This is a genomic window from Paraburkholderia caffeinilytica, from assembly GCF_051027425.1.
GTDB lineage: Bacteria > Pseudomonadota > Gammaproteobacteria > Burkholderiales > Burkholderiaceae > Paraburkholderia > Paraburkholderia caffeinilytica_A.
In genome coordinates this window covers 1,815,981-1,838,729 of the sequence record NZ_CP186552.1, presented here as the reverse complement: position 1 = coordinate 1,838,729, position 22,749 = coordinate 1,815,981, and the positions used below count along the sequence as shown (strand labels likewise).

19 protein-coding genes and 2 pseudogenes are annotated in these 22,749 nt (G+C 60.8%); 3 read left to right on the top strand and 18 right to left on the bottom strand.

Annotated elements, in window-relative coordinates; translation table 11 throughout:
- Nucleotides 1–227 precede the first annotated feature (227 nt).
- On the top strand, nt 228–449 hold the full coding sequence (locus tag ACOSV0_RS08060) for a hypothetical protein (protein ID WP_434109768.1): 222 nt from the start codon (nt 228–230) through the stop codon (nt 447–449).
- A gap of 217 nt (nt 450–666) precedes the next feature.
- On the opposite strand, the gene ACOSV0_RS08055 is transcribed toward ACOSV0_RS08060, so the two are convergent.
- From ACOSV0_RS08055 to ACOSV0_RS07985, 15 genes and pseudogenes are all read right to left on the bottom strand, one after another.
- Complete coding sequence (locus ACOSV0_RS08055; RefSeq protein WP_434109767.1) at nt 667–1,980, bottom strand: MFS family transporter; 1,314 nt, start codon at nt 1,978–1,980, stop codon at nt 667–669.
- Nucleotides 1,981–2,126: 146 nt separating this feature from the next.
- Entirely contained in the window at nt 2,127–3,179 is a 1,053-nt protein-coding gene (locus ACOSV0_RS08050) for a GSU2403 family nucleotidyltransferase fold protein (RefSeq protein ID WP_434109766.1), read from the bottom strand.
- A gap of 211 nt (nt 3,180–3,390) precedes the next feature.
- Nucleotides 3,391–5,103 carry a SpoVR family protein gene (locus ACOSV0_RS08045; RefSeq protein WP_434109765.1) on the bottom strand — a complete coding sequence of 571 codons (1,713 nt, stop codon included), beginning with the start codon at nt 5,101–5,103 and terminating at the stop codon, nt 3,391–3,393.
- Nucleotides 5,100–6,371: a YeaH/YhbH family protein gene (locus ACOSV0_RS08040; RefSeq protein ID WP_434109764.1), complete on the bottom strand. Its 1,272-nt coding sequence runs from the start codon at nt 6,369–6,371 to the stop codon at nt 5,100–5,102. Before ACOSV0_RS08040 ends, ACOSV0_RS08045 begins: the two co-directional genes overlap by 4 nt.
- Nucleotides 6,372–6,584: 213 nt before the next feature.
- On the bottom strand, nt 6,585–8,507 hold the full coding sequence (locus ACOSV0_RS08035; RefSeq protein ID WP_434109763.1) for a PrkA family serine protein kinase: 1,923 nt from the start codon (nt 8,505–8,507) through the stop codon (nt 6,585–6,587).
- Nucleotides 8,508–9,402: 895 nt separating this feature from the next.
- A complete protein-coding gene (locus ACOSV0_RS08030) occupies nt 9,403–10,164 on the bottom strand; it encodes a 2-keto-4-pentenoate hydratase (RefSeq protein WP_434109762.1) in 762 nt (253 codons plus the stop codon).
- Between the two features lie 454 nt (nt 10,165–10,618).
- Nucleotides 10,619–12,385 carry a methyl-accepting chemotaxis protein gene (locus ACOSV0_RS08025; RefSeq protein ID WP_434109760.1) on the bottom strand — a complete coding sequence of 589 codons (1,767 nt, stop codon included), beginning with the start codon at nt 12,383–12,385 and terminating at the stop codon, nt 10,619–10,621.
- Between the two features lie 352 nt (nt 12,386–12,737).
- The gene (locus tag ACOSV0_RS08020; RefSeq protein ID WP_434109759.1) at nt 12,738–13,778 is read right to left on the bottom strand and encodes a LacI family DNA-binding transcriptional regulator; all 1,041 of its coding nucleotides are present in this window, start codon (nt 13,776–13,778) and stop codon (nt 12,738–12,740) included.
- Nucleotides 13,779–13,950: 172 nt separating this feature from the next.
- Nucleotides 13,951–14,157 (bottom strand): hypothetical protein, encoded by a 207-nt coding sequence (locus ACOSV0_RS08015; RefSeq protein WP_434109758.1) that lies wholly within the window; start codon nt 14,155–14,157, stop codon nt 13,951–13,953.
- Between the two features lie 59 nt (nt 14,158–14,216).
- Nucleotides 14,217–14,450, bottom strand: a pseudogene (locus ACOSV0_RS08010) (ATP-binding cassette domain-containing protein); the annotation flags it as partial.
- 348 nt (nt 14,451–14,798) lie between these two features.
- Nucleotides 14,799–15,761 (bottom strand): sugar ABC transporter substrate-binding protein, encoded by a 963-nt coding sequence (locus tag ACOSV0_RS08005; RefSeq protein WP_434109757.1) that lies wholly within the window; start codon nt 15,759–15,761, stop codon nt 14,799–14,801.
- Between the two features lie 348 nt (nt 15,762–16,109).
- Nucleotides 16,110–17,087 (bottom strand): magnesium/cobalt transporter CorA, encoded by a 978-nt coding sequence (gene corA / locus ACOSV0_RS08000; RefSeq protein ID WP_434109756.1) that lies wholly within the window; start codon nt 17,085–17,087, stop codon nt 16,110–16,112.
- 221 nt (nt 17,088–17,308) lie between these two features.
- Nucleotides 17,309–17,749: a hypothetical protein gene (locus ACOSV0_RS07995; protein WP_434109755.1), complete on the bottom strand. Its 441-nt coding sequence runs from the start codon at nt 17,747–17,749 to the stop codon at nt 17,309–17,311.
- Between the two features lie 106 nt (nt 17,750–17,855).
- Complete coding sequence (locus ACOSV0_RS07990) at nt 17,856–18,071, bottom strand: hypothetical protein (protein ID WP_434109754.1); 216 nt, start codon at nt 18,069–18,071, stop codon at nt 17,856–17,858.
- A 186-nt stretch (nt 18,072–18,257) separates the two neighbouring features.
- Entirely contained in the window at nt 18,258–18,494 is a 237-nt protein-coding gene (locus tag ACOSV0_RS07985) for a FitA-like ribbon-helix-helix domain-containing protein (protein WP_434109753.1), read from the bottom strand.
- A 282-nt stretch (nt 18,495–18,776) separates the two neighbouring features.
- Here ACOSV0_RS07985 and cydX point away from each other — a divergent pair, with 282 nt between their 5' ends.
- The gene (gene cydX, locus ACOSV0_RS07980) at nt 18,777–18,926 is read left to right on the top strand and encodes a cytochrome bd-I oxidase subunit CydX (RefSeq protein ID WP_434109752.1); all 150 of its coding nucleotides are present in this window, start codon (nt 18,777–18,779) and stop codon (nt 18,924–18,926) included.
- Nucleotides 18,923–19,537, top strand: a pseudogene (locus ACOSV0_RS07975) (AAA family ATPase); the annotation flags it as partial. The gene cydX and the pseudogene ACOSV0_RS07975, both read left to right, overlap by 4 nt.
- A gap of 229 nt (nt 19,538–19,766) precedes the next feature.
- Here the strand turns inward: ACOSV0_RS07975 and ACOSV0_RS07970 are convergent.
- From ACOSV0_RS07970 to ACOSV0_RS07960, 3 genes are all read right to left on the bottom strand, one after another.
- Nucleotides 19,767–20,864, bottom strand: a complete 1,098-nt coding sequence (locus tag ACOSV0_RS07970; protein ID WP_434109751.1) for a saccharopine dehydrogenase C-terminal domain-containing protein — start codon at nt 20,862–20,864, stop codon at nt 19,767–19,769.
- Nucleotides 20,865–21,189: 325 nt separating this feature from the next.
- On the bottom strand, nt 21,190–21,648 hold the full coding sequence (locus ACOSV0_RS07965) for an Lrp/AsnC family transcriptional regulator (RefSeq protein WP_434109750.1): 459 nt from the start codon (nt 21,646–21,648) through the stop codon (nt 21,190–21,192).
- A 151-nt stretch (nt 21,649–21,799) separates the two neighbouring features.
- Nucleotides 21,800–22,684, bottom strand: coding sequence for a LysR family transcriptional regulator (locus tag ACOSV0_RS07960; protein WP_434109749.1), 885 nt, complete (start codon nt 22,682–22,684; stop codon nt 21,800–21,802).
- Nucleotides 22,685–22,749 lie beyond the last annotated feature (65 nt).

The window sequence follows — 22,749 nt, the reverse complement described above, 5'->3', positions numbered from 1 at the left end:
TCGGCGGCATCCGTCGTCAATCTGTCGCAAGCGCGAGGTGCAGCCGATGCACGCATGGGCGTCACATTAGCAGCGACGCTGCGCGGTCAGAACCAAGAAATGCTCCTGTAATAAGCGCGTTTTCTGCTAAGCATCCACTCATTAGCAAACGCGTATTTGTCGCTTGGTCCCGAGCCTGCGGCTGATTACGATGAATCTCGTACCGTCATCATCCGAGGTGATTCGCCATGTCCGACAGTGCCTGTTTCAAGCCGCGTGTGATCGAACCGGTCGCCGTCAATCAACCGGAAGGATTGGGGCTCGCCGTGGAGTTGTGGCTCGCGCATCCCGTCGATGGGATCGCGGGGCGCGCGCTGCAGATTCATCTGCGCAGCGGCGCGAAGATGGCGCAAGCCGAGACGCTGCGCGATCTACTGCATGCGTTAGGGACGGAGATTGTGGTGGCTTGAGCATGCGCCCTGCACCTGGCTTGCCGTGCTTGCCGTGCTTGCCGTGCTTGCCGTGCTTGCCGTGCTTGCCGTGCTTGCCGTGCTTGCCGTGCTTGCCGTGCTTGCCGTGCTTGCCGTGCTTGCCAATGCGATAAAAAAACGGCGGCCGGGTTGCCCCTGGCCGCCGTTCTCAAGCAACGTGCTGCTTATGCACGCTGTTCGAGCGCGTTATTCACGCTCAAGGCTCGTGGCGCAGATACCCTTCTTTCGAAGGATCGCGCATGCGCAGCGACACGAGACCTGCGATCGCGCACAGCACGGTCACATACCAGTAGAACATCGACTCGTTACCTACCGACTTCAGCCACAGCGCAACGTATTCCGCCGAGCCGCCGAAGATCGCATTGGCCACGGCATACGACAAACCCACGCCGAGCGCGCGCACTTCCGGCGGGAACATTTCGGCCTTGATCAGGCCGCTGATCGACGTATAGAAGCTGACGATCGCCAGCGCCACGACGACAAGGCCAAAGGCCGCATACGGACTCGTCACGTCTTTCAACGCGTGCAGCAGCGGCACGGTGCCGATGGTCGCGAAGAAGCCGAAGAACAGCATCGAACGACGCCGGCCGATGCGATCCGACAACGCGCCGAACGCCGGCTGCATCACCATGTAGACGAACAGCGCCGCGGTCATCACGTTGCTGGCTGTCTTGGCGTGCATACCGGCTGTGTTGACCAGGTACTTCTGCATGTACGTGGTGAACGTATAGAAAATCAGCGAGCCGCCGGCCGTGAAGCCCAGCACCGTCACAAATGCACCCTTGTGCAACCACAAGCCGCGTAGCGTGCCGGCTTCCTTGCGTTGGCGTGTTTCAGCCGTGGTGGTTTCTTCGAGCGATTTACGCAGATACAGCGCAACCAGCGCCGCCAGCGCACCGATCACGAACGGCACGCGCCAGCCCCATGCTTTCAGTTCTTCGGTGGAGAGCGTTTGTTGCAGGATCACCAGCACGAGCAGCGCGCACAACTGGCCGCCGATCAGCGTGACGTACTGGAACGAGGCAAAGAACCCGCGACGGCCCTTGAGCGCGACTTCACTCATATAGGTTGCGCTGGTGCCGTATTCGCCACCCACCGACAAGCCCTGGAACAGACGCGCGACCAGCAGCAGCGCCGGCGCCAATGCGCCGATCTGCGCATACGTGGGCAACACGGCGATCACAAGCGAGCCGCCGCACATCATGAACACCGACACCATCATCGCGGTCTTGCGGCCGTGCTTGTCGGCGAGCCGGCCGAAGAACCAGCCGCCGATCGGACGCATCAGGAAGCCCGCAGCAAAGACGCCGGCGGTATTGAGCAACTGCGTGGTGGTGTTGCCGCTCGGGAAGAAGGCCGGCGCGAAGTACAGCGCGCAGAACGAGTACACGTAGAAGTCGAACCACTCGACTAGATTGCCCGATGAAGCGCCAACGATCGCGAAGATGCGGCGCCGGGTGTCGTGGGCGTCATGAGCCGTGGCCACGGTTTGATCGGATAGGTCGGTCATGCTGTTGTCTTTCCTTGTCTTTAAACGGAGGTAGCGGTCGTGGCGCCGCCTTCACAACACGCGCATCGAGGTACCGCAGTGGCACCTATAGCGCGCGTGCGCGAATTTTACAGAATTGCAAGGGAAAGATGGGAGTTTGTTAGGGACTATCCCGAGAGGCTCGTTGCAAGCTCTTCGAGTGCTGCCTCGTGAGCGTCACGCATTAGCGATTCGACTTCAGGCAAGGTGCGGCGCACAAGTGCGCGCGCCGATCGCGGAAGTTCGGCGCAGGCGTCTTCGATGTCGCCGGTGCGATGTTCGCCGAGCATGGCCAGCAATACCGACGCCTGGCGCACGTCCTTTTGCGATTTGACGAGCGTGTTCGTTCGCAGGCGCGACACGAGTAGTTTATGGATGGCAAAGCGGGCCGCGTCAGGCACGCGTACGGGCACGGCGCCATGCCGTGACACGAGCGTTCCGGCATGGGACCGGCCTAGCAGGTAGGCCAGATACGGCAAGCCCGTGGCATGCGCATTGAGCTCGGCCACAGGCACCGTAGGAAAAGAGTCGTCATGCGAGGGGACCAGCAAGTCGACATGGAAGCGCGACTTCCCTGCTTCTGTAAACGAGGTGGACGCCTCGCCGCGTTTCATGGCGGGGACCGGCACGAAGTTAATGCCGGTCTCCTTGAGCATGGCGAGCAGTCCGCCTTCGGGAAGGTTGACGAGCGCGAGCTGATGCCGGCGCGCGATATCGATATCCTCGGTCTCGTATGAGATAGCCTTGATACCGAGCGAGTTGAGAATCACGGCATAAGCGTGCGAGCCGATCAGCACAGCCCCTGCCTCGAAAAGGCCGTAATTGTAAAGAACGCCGACGGTAGCATAGGTTTTGTTGTCCGCCAGTTGAAAACCCAGCTTGCCGAGGTCGCGGATTCGCGAGATGAGATCCTTGCTCAGATCGATGCGCCGGCGCACCTCCTCTACCCGGCTATCCACCTCTGGATCGCCCTTTGGACCGCCGAGGCTCTCCTCCTGCTTCTTGCCTTCCGGACCCATGTACTGACGGGCGTAGTAGACAGCCTCGCCCCGTTTATGTTCGATAACCGTTCCGGGCGCGCCCATCAGAACCTTGTCCTGAGTGGCGGCGGCCTGTTCGATGTTGGCGAACTGGGAGCAGTAGGCTTGTTCTTGCTGCTCGTAGAGAGGAAAAGGCGACATAGGGTCTTTCAGTAATTTTTTATATTTTACTGAAAAATCTAGGTTTGCGGTTTTTTCAGTACTTATTCATAAATTACTGAAAAATGGAGGCCAGTCGACCCGTCAGACTCCGAATGACAAAAACCCCTGTTCGTAACAGACAAACAGGGGCTTCGGACAGATCAAAAAACCCGCCTCCATGCGACAGAGCCGAGCGAACTCAAACTCTTACTCAAACCCTTATCGCCGGCGGCACATACTTACACTCATACCGCTTCCTCACCGTGCCATTCTCATCGACGCTTTCGAGGTAGACGTCGAATTGCCACAAGCGCGCCATGTGCTTGAGCACCTCATCGCTATCGCCGGACAGATGCCGGTTGTCGCTCATGAAATGCCGCAGCGTCAGACTCCGGTCGCCGCGAGTGTTGACCGCCCACACCTGAATATTCGGCTCCCGATGATGCATGTCGTACTGCCGCGACAACGCCTGACGCACGTACTGATACCCGCTGTCGTCGTGAATTGCCGAGACTTCGAGCGCGTCGCGCATGTCGTCGTCGAGCACCGAGAACAGACGCATCTCGCGGATCAGATGCGGCGACAGATACTGCGCGACGAAACTCTCGTCCTTGAAGTTGCGCATGGCGTAGTGCATAGCGGGTAACCATGGGCTGCCGGCCAGTTCCGGGAACCACTTGCGGTCCTCCTCCGTCGGCGCTTCGCAGATCCGGCGGATATCGCTCATCATCGAAAACCCGAGCGCATAGGGATTGATCCCGCTGTAGTACGGTTTCGTAACCGGCGGCTGGTAGACCACATTGCTGTGCGAATGGAGAAACTCCATCATGAAGCCGTCTTCCAGCTTGCCCTGCGCATACATCGTGTTGAGCAAGGTGTAGTGCCAGAACGTGGCCCAGCCTTCGTTCATGACCTGGGTTTGCCGTTGCGGATAGAAATACTGCCCGACCTTGCGCACGATGCGGATCACTTCCCGCTCCCACGGCTCGAGTAACGGTGCGTTTTTCTCCGCGAAATACAGCAGGTTTTCCTGCGGCTCCGGTGGATAACGCTCCTCGGTTTCCTCCGGCAACGGCGTGTGCCGGGTCGGCAAGGTGCGCCACAGTTCATTGACCTGCGATTGCAGATAAGCCTCACGTTCGCGGCGCGCCGCGAACTCCTTTTCCAGCGAAAGTTTCTGCGGACGCTTGTAACGGTCCACACCGTAGTTCATCAACGCGTGGCACGAATCGAGCAGTTCCTCCACCCGGTCGAGCCCGAAGCGCTCTTCGCACTCCGCGATGTAATTCTTCGCGTAGACGAGGTAGTCGATGATCGCGTGCGCATCCGTCCACAACTTGAACAGATAGTTGCCCTTGAAGAACGAGTTGTGGCCATAGGCCGCATGCGCGATGACGAGTGCCTGCATCGTCATCGTGTTCTCTTCCATCAGGTAAGCGATGCAAGGGTTCGAATTGATGACGATTTCGTACGCCAGCCCCATCTGCCCACGACGGTAGCTTTTTTCGGTAGAGAGAAAGTGTTTGCCGAACGACCAGTGACGGTAGTTCACCGGCATGCCGACGGACGCGTAAGCGTCCATCATCTGTTCGGCGCTGATGAGTTCGAGCTGGATCGGATACACGTCGAGTTCATATTGCTCTGCAACACGGGCAATATGCGAGTCGTACTCTTCGATCAATTCGAAGGTCCAGTCGGACGGGCACGGCAGAGGCCGTCTATCGGCTACGTTCATACGGACTTCCCTTTGCCCCTCGGTGGGCGTTCCGGTGTGTCCCCGTGCTGCAGCGGCGTCGACTGCTCCGGCTGCGGCGGCTCCCGTATCGTCCGCCTTCGCCTCGGCATGCCCCGACTGACTCTGCGGCACGCCTTTCCCGCGCTCCGGCTGATAGCCGCGCGCTTCGTTGTGCAGGTGTTTTGTCATGAAGACGCCACCTGCTTTTCAAACAACTCACGAAACACCGGATAAATGTCTGCCGCGGTTTCGACCTTCTTCATCGCCATGTGCGGCTGGCTCAGCGCCAACTGCGCATATTCGAGCCACAGGTTCTGCTCTTCCGGCGTGACCTGGATATATGCAAAATAGCGCACCTTCTCCAGGATGTCATCCGAAAGTATCTTGCGGCACTTGGGCGAATCGTCGGTCCAATTGTCGCCGTCCGAAGCCTGAGCGCCGTAAATATTCCATTCAGTCGGCGAATAGCGCTCGTCCATCACCTTCTGCATCAGTTCCAGCGCGCTCGACACCACCGTGCCGCCGCTTTCCGTCGAATGAAAGAAGGTGTCTTCGTCGACCTCCTCGGCGCGGGTGTGGTGACGAATGAAGACCACTTCGATCTTTTCGTAGTTACGCTTGAGGAACAGATACAGCAGGATGAAAAAGCGCTTGGCGAGATCCTTGCGCTGTTCGTCCATGGAACCGGACACATCCATCAGACAGAACATCACCGCCTGGCTGGACGGTGTGGGTTGCTTCACGCGGTTCACGTAGCGCAGATCGAACGGATCGATAAACGGAATACGCCAGATGCGCCCGCGCAAATGGTGGATTTCCTCTTCGAGCAGTTTGATCTCGTCGCGACGATCGTCCGGATCGGCTTTCATTGCTTCGAGCTGCCGTTCCATCTCGTGCAACTGATTGACGAGCGGCGCACCGAGCGCAATACGGCGGCCGAGCGCGCTCCTCAGCGAACGGACCACGTCGATATTGTTCGGCGTGCCCTCGGCCGCCCAGCCGGCGCGGATGCTTTTCCACGTAGGCACGGCCATCAGATGGGTTTTGACGAGACGTGGGAGTTCGAGGTCGTCGAAGAAATACTGCATGAACTCTTCGCGGCTCAGCTCGAACACGAAGTCGTCCTGACCCTCGCCCTCATTGCTGGCCTGATTGCCTCCGCCTCCACCGCCGCCCCCTTGCGGGCGCGGGATCTTGTCGCCGCGGATGTAGTCCGAGTTGCCCGGATGCACCATTTCCCGCTTGCCGCCGGGACCATGCCGGAACGACGGTTCCGCGATGTCCTTGCGCGGGATGGTGATGCTCTGGGTATTCTGAATATCCTTGATGCTGCGATCGCGAACCGCCTCCGAAACGGCCCGCCGGATATAGTTCTTAACGCGGCGCAAAAAGCGCTCACGGTTTGCAATGCTCTTGTTCTTGCCTGCTAACCTGCGGTCGATGATTTGATGAAGCACGCCCGGTCTCCCGTGTCGACCAGAGTTAGCGCTTTAGCTGTCGATCGGAGTTGGCGCTTTAGCGCTTACTCCGATCCCATGCAAAGCTCTTACTCTGGTCCCATGCACTAGCACGCTAATTTCGGGTGCGCGAGACGCAACGCTATGTCCATGCAGCTCGCGCCTCGCAAGGTGCCCGCGCGGTCGGACCGCGCGGGCGGCACGCAGTGCGTATCATGACGACTTGCGCACGCGCAGATACCAGTCACACAGCAAGCGCACCTGCTTCGGCGTATAGCCCTTCGTCACCATACGATTGACGAAGTCTTCGTGCTTGCGTTGCTCTTCCGCCGAGCCCTTGGCGTTGAACGAGATCACCGGCAACAGTTCTTCCGTGTTCGAGAACATCTTCTTTTCGATCACGACGCGCAGCTTCTCGTAGCTGATCCAGGCAGGATTTTTCCCTGCATTGGCAGCACGCGCACGCAGCACGAAGTTCACGATTTCGTTGCGGAAGTCCTTCGGGTTGCTGATACCCGCCGGTTTCTCGATCTTCTCCAGTTCGGCGTTCAGCGCCGCGCGGTCGAAACTCTCGCCGGTGTCGTGGTCGCGGAACTCCTGGTCCTGAATCCAGAAGTCCGCATACGTCACGTAGCGATCGAAAATATTCTGACCATACTCGGAATACGACTCCAGGTACGCGGTCTGAATCTCCTTGCCGATGAACTCGGCATAGCGCGACGCCAGCACGTCCTTGATGAACGACAGATACTTCTGCTCGGTTTCCGGTGGGAACTGCTCGCGCTCGATCTGCTGTTCGAGCACGTACATCAGGTGCACCGGATTCGCCGCGACTTCGGTCGAGTCGAAGTTGAATACGCGCGACAGTATCTTGAACGCGAAGCGGGTCGACACGCCGGTCATCCCTTCATCCACGCCCGCGAAATCGCGGTACTCCTGATACGACTTGGCCTTCGGATCGGTATCCTTGAGATTCTCGCCGTCGTACACCTGCATCTTCGAAAAGAGGCTGGAGTTTTCCGGCTCCTGCAAGCGCGTGAGCACGGACATCTGCGCCATCATCTTCAACGTACCCGGCGCGCATATCGCATTGGCCAGCGACGAATTGCGCAGCAGCTTCTCGTAGATCTTGACCTCTTCGCCATAGCGCAGGCAATACGGCACCTTCACGACGAAGATCCGGTCGAGCAGTGCTTCGTTGTTGCGGTTGTTGCGGAACGCCTTCCACTCCGACTCGTTCGAGTGAGCGAGGATCACGCCGTCGAACGGGATCGCGCCGAAGCCTTCCGTGCCCTTGAAGTTGCCTTCCTGAGTGGCGGTCAGCAGCGGGTGCAGGACCTTGATCGGCGCCTTGAACATTTCGACGAACTCGAGCAGGCCCTGGTTCGCCAGGCACAGGCCACCGGAGTAGCTATATGCATCTGCGTCGTCTTGTGCGTACTGTTCGAGCTTGCGGATGTCGACCTTGCCGACCAGCGACGAAATGTCCTGATTGTTTTCGTCACCCGGCTCGGTCTTGGCGATACCGATCTGACGAAGGATCGACGGATAGCGGCGCACCACGCGGAATTTGCGAATGTCGCCGTTGTATTCGTGCAGGCGCTTCACCGCCCACGGGCTCAGAATGTTTTTCAGGTAGCGGCGTGGAATACCGTATTGCTCTTCGAGGATCGGACCGTCCTCGTCGTAATCGAACAGACCGAGAGGCGACTCGTTCACGGGCGAGCCCTTGATCGAGTAGAACGGCACGCGTTCCATGAGTTGCTTCAGACGTTCCGCGATCGACGATTTACCGCCGCCGACCGGTCCCAGCAGATACAGAATCTGTTTCTTTTCTTCGAGCCCCTGGGCCGAGTGCCGGAAGTAGGCGACCACCTGCTCGATCACCTCTTCCATTCCGTAGAACTCACGGAATGCGGGGTATACCTTGATGACCTTGTTCGCGAAGATACGCGACAGGCGCGGATCGTTACGAGTGTCGATCTGTTCTGGTTCACCGATTGCCGTCAACATGCGTTCGCCGGCTGTGGCGTACGCGGCGGGATTGTCTTTGCAGAGCGCGAGATACTCCTCGAGCGAGAGTTCATCTTCTCGCGTTTTCTCGAAGCGGGTCGCGAAACTGCTGTAGATATCCATGCTACCTCCTCGCCGAAGTCTAGACCGATGTCGTGCGCGGCGCGCTATTCGGAAACGACATCGCTCGAATTCATCCTAAACCCTTTTAAATTTTTTTTCACGAACTACGTTGCGAAAATCGCGCCGTACCCGCCTCCCAACATTCCTCACTTGGAAACGCAGATTCGCTCACCTACAATTTTGCGCTCGCATCACCGCTATCGCGCAACGATTGCAGACCCACGTTGCAGCCTTTCCCCTGCCATTCCATTTCGACAGCGCCCTCTGCCTGCTGTGCTGTTCAGCACAGTTCATCATGCACCGTTACACGAATCGTCTCGTTCATCGAACAATCTCACTGTTACACCGGACAGCCCGTCTGCGCGCGCACGTTTTGTCGCATCGGGCGCGGACGTCATGCGTTTCTGTGCCCGGGTCATTTTTCATCAACGCGCGGCGTTGCCATTCGGTCTACAGCGACAGGCACTGTGTTACATGTTCGTTCACCAAGCTGACCTGGAGGCGCTGCACACCGGCACGTCATCAAGCGGTTCGTCAACGCGCGAGCGGTTTTGTTCCATACCGCTTAACGTTTAACATCACGTTTAACATCGGGCGTGACAGGCCACTGAGGCCGCTGAGGCCACTGCGCGTTGCCGCGCCCGCCCGCCCCTCGGATTAACCGCGTCAGCGGCATGGTTAGTCGCGTGTATAACTGGATCACGGCGGCGCAACGGGCCGCTTGATAGGTGTATACGGCAAAGCACCCAACGCAGATGCGGCAAATGTAAAACGGCTGCCCGCGGGCAGCCGTTTGCTTGATGCGTCTTGATGCGTCTTGATGCTTCCTGATGCGTTCTGACGTTTCGTAATCGACGATTGCCGTCGAACCGTTACAAGTGCGCATGTGACATGCTCAGGTCAGCTCGACCTCCACTTCCCCGAGACCGTCGATGTGGCCGCGCACAACCCCCGGTTTGCCCACATTGTGCGCACCGACGTACGAACCGGTGGTAAGGGTCCATTCCGGTTCGATGGTGATGCCCATGGCGGCGCAATGGTTGACGAACCAGACCAGCAGTTCGCGCGGATCGCCCGCCGGATTACCGGTGGCTTCCGGCACCAGCGAGTTGCCGTCGAAACTCAGCTCCAGTTCGGGCGATACGAAATCGAAGCCGCGTGCGAGGCCCGCATAGGCAACCGGATGGCCGGTGATCAACGCGCCGTTGTTCTGCGCGTCGGCCAGTTGCGCGAGCGGCGCGACATTGGGCCATTCGGCAAAACGGCTATCGACGATCTCGATGGTCGGCAGCACGACGCCGACCTTCGACAGCACCTCGTCGCGCGCATAAGCCCGGCCGCGCGGTTCGATCGCCTCGGCGAAACGAAAGGCGATCTCCAGCTCGACCAGCACCCGGAAGAAGCCGGTATGGGCTACCCGCGCCGGCGACGGCAGCACCAGCGAGGCCGGAATGGGCGCGCCGCCTGCGGCTCCGCCGGGCGCTCTGGCGCCGATCTTCCACGCGCCCGTCGAGTCGCCGAGGCCCGCGATGACAGCCTGCTGGATCGCATAGGCGGTTGCCGCGTCAGGCGGCAGGCTGTCGAGCGGAGGCGCATCGATCGGGCGATGCTGCCGGCGGGCTTCGACGAGGCGGTGCGCGAGGTCGTATTGCGTCATGTCGGTCCTTTATGGCTGGCGCGTTGAGCGTTGGGTTGCCGCGCAGAGTTGCGGCAGTTGAAAACAGCGGGCTGACGGTCCGCGCGCTGACTGCCTGAAGCCGCGACCTTGCCGAAGCAGGCCATAGTCGCGTCCGTCAATGTACCGGATCACGACGCTCGCCAGGGCGTGGACAACACATGGAAACGTTACTTAGTGAGCAGACTGCAAAAAAAAGACCGCGGTTGCATGCGCAATCGCGGTCTTTGTCGTCATGCGGTCAATCCGCATAAGCACGCTTTCCGTCCAATGCTCCAGCGGGAACGAATGTTGCAACGTCGTGGCCGTTGCATCACCGTCCGTATGCCCTGGCGTCGCGTTCAAAACGCGGCGCGGGCGTCGTACGTCCCTACACGTTGCGGGCGTTCCCGCCCGTTACCATGGTTACCAGGTAGCGTTGGCTGTATGTATCCGATCAGAAGGTTTCCCAATCCTGATCGCTGCCCGCACTTGCCACGGCCTTCACCGGTGTCCTCGGTGCGGCCGCAACCGGCGCCGCCGTAGGAGCCGCTGATGCCCGGGCTGCCGTGACAGCCTGCGCACCGGATTGTGACAGGCGTGACACCTTAGGTGCCGCCGCCGTGCGCACCGGCGCGGCCGCGCGCTTCGGCGCCGCACTGACCGGCGCCTTGACGCCACTTTCGTCGAGGTGGAACACCGCGACCGCGGTGCGCAGCTTGCCGGCCTGATCTTCGAGCGAAGACGCCGCCGCGGCCGCTTCTTCGACCAGTGCGGCATTCTGCTGCGTCACCTCGTCCATCTGCGTGACCGCGCGCGCCACCTGGTCGATGCCGCTGCTTTGCTCTTCCGAGGCCGCCGCGATCTCACCCATGATGTCCGTCACACGCTGCACCGCACCGATGATCTCGGTCATGGTGCGGCCGGCTTCGTCGACCAGCGCCGAGCCGGACTGCACGCGCTCCACCGAGGTGTCGATCAGTTCCTTGATTTCCTTGGCCGCCGCCGACGAACGCTGCGCGAGGCTGCGCACTTCGCCTGCCACCACCGCGAACCCGCGCCCTTCTTCGCCGGCCCGCGCCGCTTCCACGGCCGCATTCAGGGCCAGGATGTTGGTCTGGAACGCAATCCCTTCAATGATCGAAATGATGTCGGCAATCTTCGCCGAACTCTGGTTGATGTCGCCCATCGTGCCGACCACCTGGCTGACCACCGAGCTACCCTTATTGGCGATTTCCGATGCGTTGGCGGCCAGCGCGCTCGCCTGACGGGCGTTGTCGGCATTCTGCTTAACGGTGCCGGTCAGCTCTTCCATGCTCGATGCGGTTTCCTGCAGCGCCGACGCCTGCTCTTCCGTTCGCGACGACAGGTCGATATTGCCGGCTGCGATCTGGCGCGTGGCCGTCGCGATGGATTCACTGCCGCTGCGCACGGCGCGCACCGTTTCGGTGAGGCTGCGCTGCATCCTCGCAATGCCGTCGAGCAACTGCCCCATTTCGTTACGCGAGGTGACCACGACCGGGCGGCGCAGGTCGCCTGCGGCGATTGCGTCGAAATGGCCGAGCGCCTGATCGAGCGGACGGCCAATCGCGCGGCTCAGCGTCAGATAGGACAGTACGGCGGCCAGCACACCGGCCAGCAGAGCAACGCCGCTCACAATGCGGAACACTTCGAAGTTGTTCTGCGCGGAGTCGTAACCTTGCCTGGCCGATACGAACTGGTACTTGCGCAACGCGTCGTCCGCGTTGCCGAGATCGTTGTACGCCACCTGCATCTGCTTGGCGCCGTCGACGACCTTGCTCGGGTTGTTCTGCGCGACGATCGCCGCAAACGCGTCCATTTGCTGATGCAGCGCGTCGCGTTTGACGATGACGATCTGTGCAAGACGCTCTTCCTCGGCGTCGCGCGGCAGATCCATATACTTTTTCCACCACGTGTCGGACGTGACGCGCATCAGATGCGCACGCTCGAGCGTGGGCGCCGCCTCGGGCGTGCCCATCATGAACGCCGCCCGGTCGAGCGCCAGCCGCTCGCGCGCCGAATAGATCTCGGCGTTGCCGATCGCGACCGCGCTCGGCATGGCGTTAGTGAACGTGTCCTGGTAAGCATCGTTCGAACGGCTCATGCCGAATAGACCGAAAACGCCAATGGCGACCAGCAGTGCGGCGAGAAAAGCCGTCGTGAGGCCAATCCGTGCCTTGATCGTGATGCCTTTGTTCAACATGCTTGTTCCTGTACCTGGCAAATGAGAGGCTGTGTTCGCAGCGCGGGGTAACGTGTGACGTCTGCGTGCATGGCGCCTGTTTGAGAGGGCGCTCTAATACTCCCGTTTACGGCACTCGTCTTGCATACTTGAAGTATTTATATGGTATGAAGAAAGACGTTGTAAGAAATTAGACGAAATTACAAACAACTAACGAGCGGCGCCAGCGCGAAAATCGCGCAGCATTCTGGGAGTTCAGGGGTATTGAGGGAATTGATTTCAGGCCGAAGCGGGTCGCAGGACCGGACGCGAAGTCTTGCGGTTCGCATCCGGTCCTGCAGTACTCGATGTCCGCTAACGCGGTACGGCTGGATCAGGCAGCCAGGTCGCGCCTCGCCGAGCCGGCCCAGGTCGCGGTGGATTCGCGCACGATCAGCCGCGGCGACACGACGCGCCGGCGCGCCGGTGCACGCACAGTGCCGGCCGACGTCCCGGCGATCCGTTCGATCAACGTCTGCGCGGCCATATCGCCGAGCGCGCGAACTGATTGCCCGACGGTCGAGAGCGCGGGATAGGTGAAGCGTCCCAGTTCGATATCGTCGAAACCGATGATCGAGCAATCGCGCGGCACGCTGATATTGCGCTCCGCCGCGGCGCGCAGCGCGCCGATGCCCATCATGTCGTTGCCGGCAAAAATCGCCGACGGCTTCACGGTATCGAACAGTTGTCCGGCCGCGCGATGGCCGCCCGTCCCCGAAAAATCGCTTTCGACAATCGCCCCGGCCGGAATCTCGATGCCGCGCTCCGCCATGGCGCGAATGAAGCCGTGCACCCGCATGGCGCTCACCGCCGTTTTCACCGGCCCGGTGATGCAGCCGATCCGCACATGCCCCAGTTCGAGCAGATGACGCGTGGCGAGGTAACCGCCCTTCTCGTGGTCGATCTGCACCAGATCCGCGTTCACGCCTTCAATATTGCGGTCCACGACGACCAGCGGCTCACGGGCGTCGGCGAGCGTCTGCGCCAGCACCGCGTCGTCGCCCGCGGAGGCGACAATCAGCCCGTCGATACGTTTTTCCTGCAGCACGCGCAGATAGTTACGCTGCTTGGCCGGATCGTCGTCCGAATTGCAGAAGAACAGGCAGTAGCCGTTGCGCGAGCAACCATCCTCGATACCGCGCGCCATCTCCGCGAAATACGGGTTCGTACTGTTCGGCACCACCAGACCGATCGTCGCCGTCGCCCGCGCCTTGAGCGAGCGGGCCACCGCTGACGGTACATAGTGAAGCTGACGGATCGCGTGTTCGACCTTCTCGCGCACGTTGGCCGACACCGGTCGTGAATTGTTCACAACGTGCGATACCGTCGTGAACGACACGCCCGCCACGGCCGCTACATCCTTGATCGTCGCCATAACCTGTTGCTCTCCTGCCTGTTGTTCCCGCCGGCCACGCCACCTGGCGACCCACCGGACGTCTTCATCGAAGACAGACCACACCCATGAATACTTACGCTTTACCGCGCTTCCTGCTTCGACTGCTTTCGATACGCTACGCTGTTCACAACCGTCCCGGCTTCATGCGCGCTTACGGCGGCGATAAGTATCCGGCACCACCGCCAGCAACGCACCCGCGAGACCCAATTGGTTCGAAAAAGCCGAGCCGCGTGCCGGCCGGCTTGCCGCGTGCCAGCGGCGCGGACGAACCCGGAGGCGGCATCATGTTCGCCGCACTGGCCACATTGGCCGCACCCGATTGCCCACTCGATCCTTCACGCACCGGTTGATCGGTCATGACAGGCTCCCTGCTTCATGGGTGGCGGGAGGCGTGCAGCAACGCTTCGCGGCTGCGATAGCCGGCGCGAAGAGCGCCTCGCCGAGACACATCGTGCCGGCGGTCGGCTCGACCAGGCCACCGATAATTTTGGACAGGGTACGCTTGCCAGCACCGTTCTCGCCGGTGAACGCCAGTACCTCACCGGCACGCAGCGACAGCGAAACGTCAGCGAGCACCGGCTCGGCATAAGTCTTACCGATACCACTGACAGACAGTACGGCAGGCAAGGCGTCGTGATCAGTTGAATCCATTGCAATCCCGGTTCCATGGTTCCCGGCGCGGCTTCATGCGATTCGCTCGAATGAAGCCGCCAACGGCAGCCACGTGTCATGCCGGCCCAATGCGCGGAATGCGCAGGTGCGGTCGGCCGCGCACCCTCCCGCCGCGCAACCACCGTCATGACGCTTACCTCTGGAATTAACGGCGGCGCAGCGGGTTTCTTGAGCGTTTATTGAATTGGTGCGGATTCGCGTATTTTTGCCGTGCATCCAAGCTGCAGCGGCGTCAGCGCGAACCCGCGTGCTCCAACGTGTTGCGGTGCGTTCCGTGATGCTTCTTCCGGTACTTTTCCGTACTTTCCGGCACTGACTACCCGGCGCTTACCTGGTCACCAGATCGCACGGCGTTTCCACCACGCCGGACAACTGCGACTGCTTCTTGTGCTCGCCGATCGCCTTCAACGCGGTGTCGATGCCGAACACGGCCTGCTTGGCGGCATACTGATCGGCGGTGGCGAGCACACGGCCGTCCTTGAGCATCGGCTTGATCGCGCCGATGTTGTCGTAGCCGACCACCATCACCTTGCCTTGTTTGCCCGCCGCACGCACGGCCGAGACCGCGCCGATCGCCATGTTGTCGTTGCCGGCCAGTAGCGCTTTCAGGTTCGGATACTCATTGAGCATGGCCGACGCCACCGCGTTGCCCTTGTCGATTTCCCATTCGCCCGATTGCACCGACACGACCTTGGCGCCGACGGTCTGCATGGCGTCCTTGAAGCCCGCGGTGCGCTGCTGCGCGTTGGTGGTGGTCGACACGCCTTCGATAATGCCGACTTCGTCGCCCGCCTTGAGCTTTTTGGCCAGGTAATCGCCGACCTTCTGCGCGCCCTTGCGGTTATCCGGGCCGACGAACGGCACGTTCAGGTCTTTCGACTTGAGCACGTCCGGGTCGAGCCGGTTGTCGATGTTCACGACGATGATGCCTGCATCAATGGCCTTCTTGACGACCGGCACCAGCGCCTTCGAATCAGCCGGGGCCAGCACGATCGCATCGACCTTCGACACGATCATCTGCTCGACGATCCGGATCTGGTTCGCGGTATCGGTTTCGTCCTTGATGCCGTTGGTGATCAGATCGAACTGGGAGGCATTGTGTTTCTGGTAATCCTTGGCGCCGTTTTCCATGGTCAGGAAGAACTCGTTCGCGAGCGACTTCATCACCAGTGCGACCCTCGGCTTATGGGCGGACGAGGTTTGCGCGTAAGCGGAGGAAAATGGCAAAGCGGCGGTAGCGGTGACGAGAACTGCGGCCGCCAGCATGCGGCGGCGAATGCGATGGCTCATGCCTATCTCCAGGGTTTGTCGGGCTCGCGGCCGAGCCGTATTTTTAGTTGCGCGCAAACGTTTGCGATGAGCTATTCTCAGCGCGTCCTGCCCAAATTGTCAACGAATCGCAACGTTGTGGCGTGCCGGTACGCAAAAAGTGCGTCGATGCGGCACGCTCGGTGGATTCGATCCGGCGCAGCGGATAAGCGCGCCGTCAGGCTGCAGGTTGGCAAAGGTTCCTCGTTTGGTCCGTGCGTGGCAATTTTGCCACCGGCTGCAAACTCGGCGGCCGGCGGGCCGTTTATGCTGGACTTTTATTGCGCACGGTGCAAGCAGGAACAGCGCAGCGATGGGCGAGGAGGCTCGTCAGAGCCAGCCCGCCCTGCGGAAGCGCCAGTACAGGACCAGGTCCACGGTGAACATCACGGCAATACAGACTGGATAGCCGAACTTGTAGTGCAGCTCGGGAATACTCTGGAAGTTCATCCCGTAGATACCGGCGATCATGGTCGGCACCGCGAACAAGGCGGCAAACGAGCCAAGGCGCTTGGTCACCTCGTTTTCGGCAAGCGAGATCATCCCCAGATTCACCTGCACCGCGGTGACGACCATTTCGCGCCGGCCGTCGATGATTCTGACGATCCGGTCCAGATGATCGTAGACGTCGCGAAAATAGGCTTGCATGCCTTCGCAAACGCTCGGAATGCGCCCGCCCGTCAATTTGCTGATCGCTTCCTGCAGGGGAGCGATATGGTGCTGCAAGATCACGAGGCGGCGTTTCAACGAGTACAGATCCTCGATGATCGCGCGCGACGCCGCCGAATTGTTGCGCTCGAAGATACGGTCTTCGAGTGCTTCGATCTCGGTGTTCATCGCCTCGACGATCGGAAAATAACGATCGACGATGTCGTCCGCCAGCGCGTACAGCACGAACGCCGCGCCCTCCTTGAGCAGTTGCGGCTCGCGTTCGCAGCGGCTGCGGACGTTCTGGAACCCGGTGCGCGTGCCGCGGCGCACCGACAACACATAGTTGTGCCCCACGAACACGTCAACCTCGCCGATCAGCAATTCGCCTTCTTCGTCCATTTCCACGGTATGCATGACCGCGAATAGCGACTCGCCGTATTCCTCGATTTTCGGGCGCTGATGGCCGTTTTGCACATCCTCGATCGCGAGTTCGTGCAGGCCGAACTCGTGTTTCATCACGGCCAGTTCATCCGGTCCCGGGTCTTTCAGCGCGACCCAGACGAAGCACTCGGGCCGCGCCACGTAGTCGCTGATGCTCTCGATCTCGATGTCGCCCAGCTTCCGGCCGTCCTGATAAGCGGCGCAATTGATCAGCATGTTGAATTACCTTGAAAACGGAATAACCCGGCCGGCTTCGCACCACGCGTAAGCCTGGCGGCGGATCAGTATGAACGAATACACGACAGCCGCCATGTTAAGGGCTGTGCGTGACCGTCATGTATCCAATTGTTAAAGCTTGCGGGCGGTGGCCGCGAACTCAGTTCGGCGCAGTTCAACGCTGTCCGCCGCAATCCGGTGTTATCAGTCCCTGCCCTGCGCTATCGGGCGACCCTGCGCAAAGCGATGTTGCGATCTTCACCGAAGGTGACCGACGCGCGGTTCGTATAGCGCGTATCGGCCGTGACCATAAAGCGCATCTCCACGACCGGGTCGAATTGTGTGGACACGCCGATGCGGTGCACGCCCGGGCTCAGGTAGAAGACCACATGTTCGCCGTTCATCAGATCGGTGACCTGCTCGCCGTCGATATAGACCAGGGCATCGCGTAACCGGACGATCACGTCGCGGGAACGTTCACGCCGCACGTCCACGGCAACCAGTCCGGTGCCGGGCTCGGTGTAACCGGGCTGAACGATGCGCGCCTGCGGCACCGGCTTGAACGGGACGGGTTCGGCCGGCGTGGAGGCGCAACCGGCGAGCGACGCGATGGCAAGCGCAAGCAACGCGGCTTTGTAATAGAAGATCGGGCGCATCGGCATGCTGGGTCTCCCGTGTTGCGGGTTGTGTTTCTGGTGATGTTGCTCTTGTTATAGGCGCATCGCGCGATCCTGTGCGCCCGTTGGCTCTTGCCCGCCCGTTGAACGGTCAGTCGAACGGGTTGACTACACGAATGCCGGGCGCCGCAAAATCGGCGACATTGCGTGTCACCACTACGAGGTCGCACGTCAGCGCGGTGGCGGCGATCAGTTTGTCGACGGCAGGCTCCGATTGCGGCACGCGCAGCCTGCCCCATGCATGGGCAGCGGCCTCGTCGATGGCCAAAATGCTCCTGGCAAACCTCGTCAGCACGGCATTCACCATCGTTCAAGTACGATTGCCTGTGGCAGATCCCCACGTTGCCGTACCTGCTCAACGCCGCGTCGCAATTCTCCTACAGTGATGACAGAAAGATAGAGTTCGCGCTCCTCCTTCTCTGCTTGCCTGAAAAATCGCTGTACACCCGGATTAGCACGCTCCCAACGTCTGATTTCGCTAATGACATTGGTATCAATCAAATACAACGGGAGCCTCGCGCCTGTCGTTCACCCGCTCAAAATCCGAGTCCTCCCCAACATCGGGGATGCTCATCAGTGCCCTGACGAACTGCCGGTTGTACACCTTCTGCAACGCCCCCTCCAGGATCGCCCGCTGCTCTTCCTCCACCGAGCGGCCATTCGCTTCAGCTTCCCGAATGAGTGCGTCATACAACGTTTGATCAATGTCACGAATCCATAGATTTGCCATCCTGATTTCTCCTGCTCACACACTGCCACGCATCATAGCAACGCGCGGCTGTTCTGCCATCCTGGCCGAACAGCCAACGGTCTACACGTCCTCTTGCGCGTTGCCGCGTTCTTCTTCATGATCGCTGCAAAGGGCTGCGCTATGAGCTCCGTGTTGGGTATTTACCCTCACGCCGCCTCCGCTGCGCACTATCTTTGTCCCCCCGCATGTTCGCTTTCCTGTACCGGCTATGCGTAATGCCCCACCGCCTGCCTCGCCGGACATACGATCAAGGAGACTGCAATGTGGTATTTCACCTGGATTCTCGGCATCGGCGTGGCACTGGGCTTTGGCATCATCAATGTGATGTGGCTGGAAGCGAGCGGCAAATTCGTGCGTGACCCGCAGCATGCCGGCACTTCGCCCGCTACGCCCAAGGACACGTCTTCGTGACTCATCTGGTTTTCTTCTGCGGCCACGCAGGCACCGGCAAAACCACCCTGGCGAAGAAGCTGATCGGCCCGCTCATGCAGGCGAGTGCGTCGCCCTTCTGCCTGCTCGACAAAGATACGCTGTTCGGCGGCTACAGCGCGGCCGCCATGGCCATGCTGACCGGCGATCCGAACGACCGCGACAGCCCGCTTTTCCTCCAGCACCTGCGCGATCCCGAATATCGCGGTCTGCTCGATACGGCCCGCGACAATCTCGAACTCGGCATCAGCGCGCTGGTGGTCGGGCCGCTGTCGCGCGAAGTGCGCGAGCGGCGCCTGTTCGATCGCACCTGGCTGGGTATCGGCGCGGACGTGGTGCTGCGGGTGGTGTGGGTCCACCTATCGGAGGAGATGGCGCATCAACGTATCGTCGATCGCGGCAATCCGAACGATGCCTACAAACTCGCGCATTGGGACGAGTACCGGCAGCGCCGCTTCCAGCCGAGCGGCGATATTTGCGAAGACCTGTTGATGTTCGACAACACCGCGCCAACTCACGCGGACCACGAAGCGTTGCTCACGCGCATCGTTGGCGATCCGTATGCGTCGTCTGCGATGCTGCCGCCGTTGCCTGCGCAGCTTGCGCCGGTTGTGCAGCTTGCCTGTGCAGCGGTCGGCGTCGCAGCCCATGTCACAGCCAGTGCAGTTGCCTGCATAGCATCGGCGTCTCAAACGGAAAACGCCCCGCAAAGCGGGGCGTTCTTCATGCGGCCTTCTGCGAGGCCTGCTTCGTTACTCGCGGCAGTCACTGCCGCGTCATCGCACGGCCCCCGGTTTTGAGCCTCAACGCGACAGGCGCGGCTTACACCGTCGCCATCGCATCCAGCGACTGCCCTTCGTACAACTGGCCGAAGCGGTTTGCGAGGAAGTCGCGCAGCGACACCTGCTCCTGACGCACGAAACCGCTTTGCGGCAGCTTCTGCTCGCGGAACAGATCGAGCACCGCGCACATCGCGCCGGCCGTGGTGATCTGGATCGCACTCATCGCCACACCGCATACCGTCTTCGCGAAAATCTTGCGGGTGAATACTTCCTGCACCAGTTGACCGTCGCGCATGCCGCTCACGGTGATGAACACCAGCACGACGTCTTGCGCCGTCGCGGGCACCGAGCGGCGCATGATGGTCTTGAGCGTGTCCCGGTCGCTCGAAAGACGCAGGTCTTCCAGCAGGAACTGCATCAGGTTACGGTGACCCGGATAGCGCACCGACTTGTAGTCGAGCGATTCGACACGGCCCGACAACGTTTCGCATAGCGTGCCCAGGCCGCCGGACGTATTGAAGGCTTCGTATTCGGTACCGTCGAGCGAGAAGTGTTCGAGGCCTTCGAGCGGCTGCACCCACTGCGTGCGGCTGTCGCGGATCGCTTCGCACGGCTGACAGTACTCGTTGATCAGACCGTCGACACTCCACGTCAGGTTGTACTTCAGCGCATTGGTCGGAAACTCCGGCAGTGCGCCGACGCGCATCTTTACGTCGCGGATTTCCGTGAAACGGTTCGCCAGTTCATGCGCGGCGATGCCGATGAAGCCCGGCGCGAGACCGCACTGCGGCATGAAGGCATGATCGGCGTCGTCGGCGATTGCACGGATCGCGCTGGTGGCGCGCACGTCTTCGGTCAGGTCGAAGTAATGGACGCCCGCGCCCTTGGCAGCCGAGGCCACGTTCACCGCCAGGTAATACGGCAGCGCGTTGATGAGCGCGTCGAAGCCTTGAATGGCGGCGCGCAGTGCGGCGGCATCGGCGGAGTCGACACGGCGGGTCGGAATGCCCTGGGCGGCGAGCTTATCGAGCGCATGCTGATCGCGGTCGAATGCGACGACGTCATAGTCGCCCGTTTCGCGCAACATATGCGCGATGGTGTGACCGATCAAACCTGCGCCAACGATGGCAACTTTCATGTCGCTTCTCCTCTGTCGTCCGGAGCCGGCGCTTTAGCTGCCGACCAGAGTTCGCGCTTTAGCGCGTTACGCTGGTCTCATGCAAAGCACTTACTCCGGTCCCATTCAAGATGGTTTTGTGTCTGCTGTCTCCAGCATGGGAAGTGCGCTGCGCTTAGGCGCGGCGCCCGGCGGGCTGAACCCTTGAGACACAGTTTAGGGAGAAGCAAAAACAGTTCATACACGCAAAATGCTGCGCTATGACCATGAACTTCGACGTTATGACGATTCAATCAGTTGATATGTCGAAAACATGTTAAAACCGCGTAAAAATTGGGCAGCGAGATCACACCATGCCACGGTCGATCTTGCGTGCAAGAATGATCGACGTCGTGGTTCGCTCCACGCCTTCCAGCCCGCCGATCTCGTCGAGCAGATCGTTGAGGCGGTCGGGCGAATCGGCACGCAGCCACGCGACATAGTCGAAATCACCACTCACCGCGCATAGCAGTTGCACCTCGGGCATCTTGCCGAGGCGCTTCTGCACGGCCGGCCCGTACTTCGGCGCGATGATGATGCCGACGTACGCCTGGATGCTCGAGTCGAGCACGTCCTGGCCGAGCCGCACGCTATAGCCGCCGATCACGTTGCTGCGTTCGAGCCGTGCAATCCGCGCGATCACGGTGGTGCGCGCCACGCCCAGTTGACGCGCGAGATTGGCGACGCTCTCACGGGCGTTGGCTTGCAGCAGCGCAACGAGGTTGCGGTCGAGGTCGTCGAGTTGGTCGAGGCGCGGAGGTCTCATCGGGGCGAAAGAAATTGGTCAACGGTGGGCGGATTATCGCGCGTCCTGGGTATGAGGCGGCAAGCAGAGGCCACCCCGACCATGGGCAACGCAACGATGAACGGCTAACAACAAGCGTGAAGCGGCAGACGGAGCGTGGCAAGCGGTGCGATCACGCTCCGAACCGCTCGATCACGAAATCGATGAAGCTGGTCAGCTTGGGCGTGGCGCGACGATCGCGCGGATAGATCAGATGGACGGGCGCGCCCTCGGGCAGATAGTCCTCCAGCACGGATATCAGTTCGCCACTGGCGATCTCTCTCGCCAGCAGCGCCTCCGGCTGCAACACCAGCCCGAAGCCGCGCAATGCGGCAACCTTGAGCGCCTGGCCGTTGTTCGCCCGAAACCGCCCGGCGCGCAGCTGGTTTTCGTTCGCGTTCTCGCCGCCTAACCGCCACAGGCCCTCGCGGCCCCAATGCAGAAAGCCCAGGCATTCGTGCTGCATGAGATCGGCCGGCGTGCGTGGTGTGCCGGCCCGCTCCAGATAGGCCGGCGACGCGCACGCGCGCATCCGGTAAGGCTTCAACGGCCGCGCGACGAAACTGGAATCCGGCAAATGGCCGATTCGCACCGATGCATCGAAGCCCTCTTCCACGAGGTCGATCACACGATTCGACAGATCCAGTTCGAGACTCACGTCCGGCCACGCGCTCAGGTAGTCGGTCATCGCCGGAGCGAAGACTTCGACGCCGTAGGTCAGCGGCACCGTCACCTTCAGCACGCCGCGCGGCGCCGCGGCCATTGCTTCGGCGAGCGACTCCGCCTCCTTGACGTCCGTCAGAATGCGCCGGCACTGCTCGTAGTATTGCCGGCCGATTTCAGTCAGGCTTTGACGACGCGTGGTCCGCGTCAGAAGCCGCGTCGCGAGCCGTGTTTCGAGCGAGCGGATATGCTTGCCCACCATCGCCGACGAAATGTCAAAGCGCTCGGCGGCCGCCGTGAGACTGCCCGCCTCGACCACGGCGACAAAGATTTCCATGCTGACGAATTTGTCCACCCGCTATTTCCTGTTCGTTTCGGTTGTAAGCGTTTGTCGCACAAGAGCCGCATTGTAGGGATATC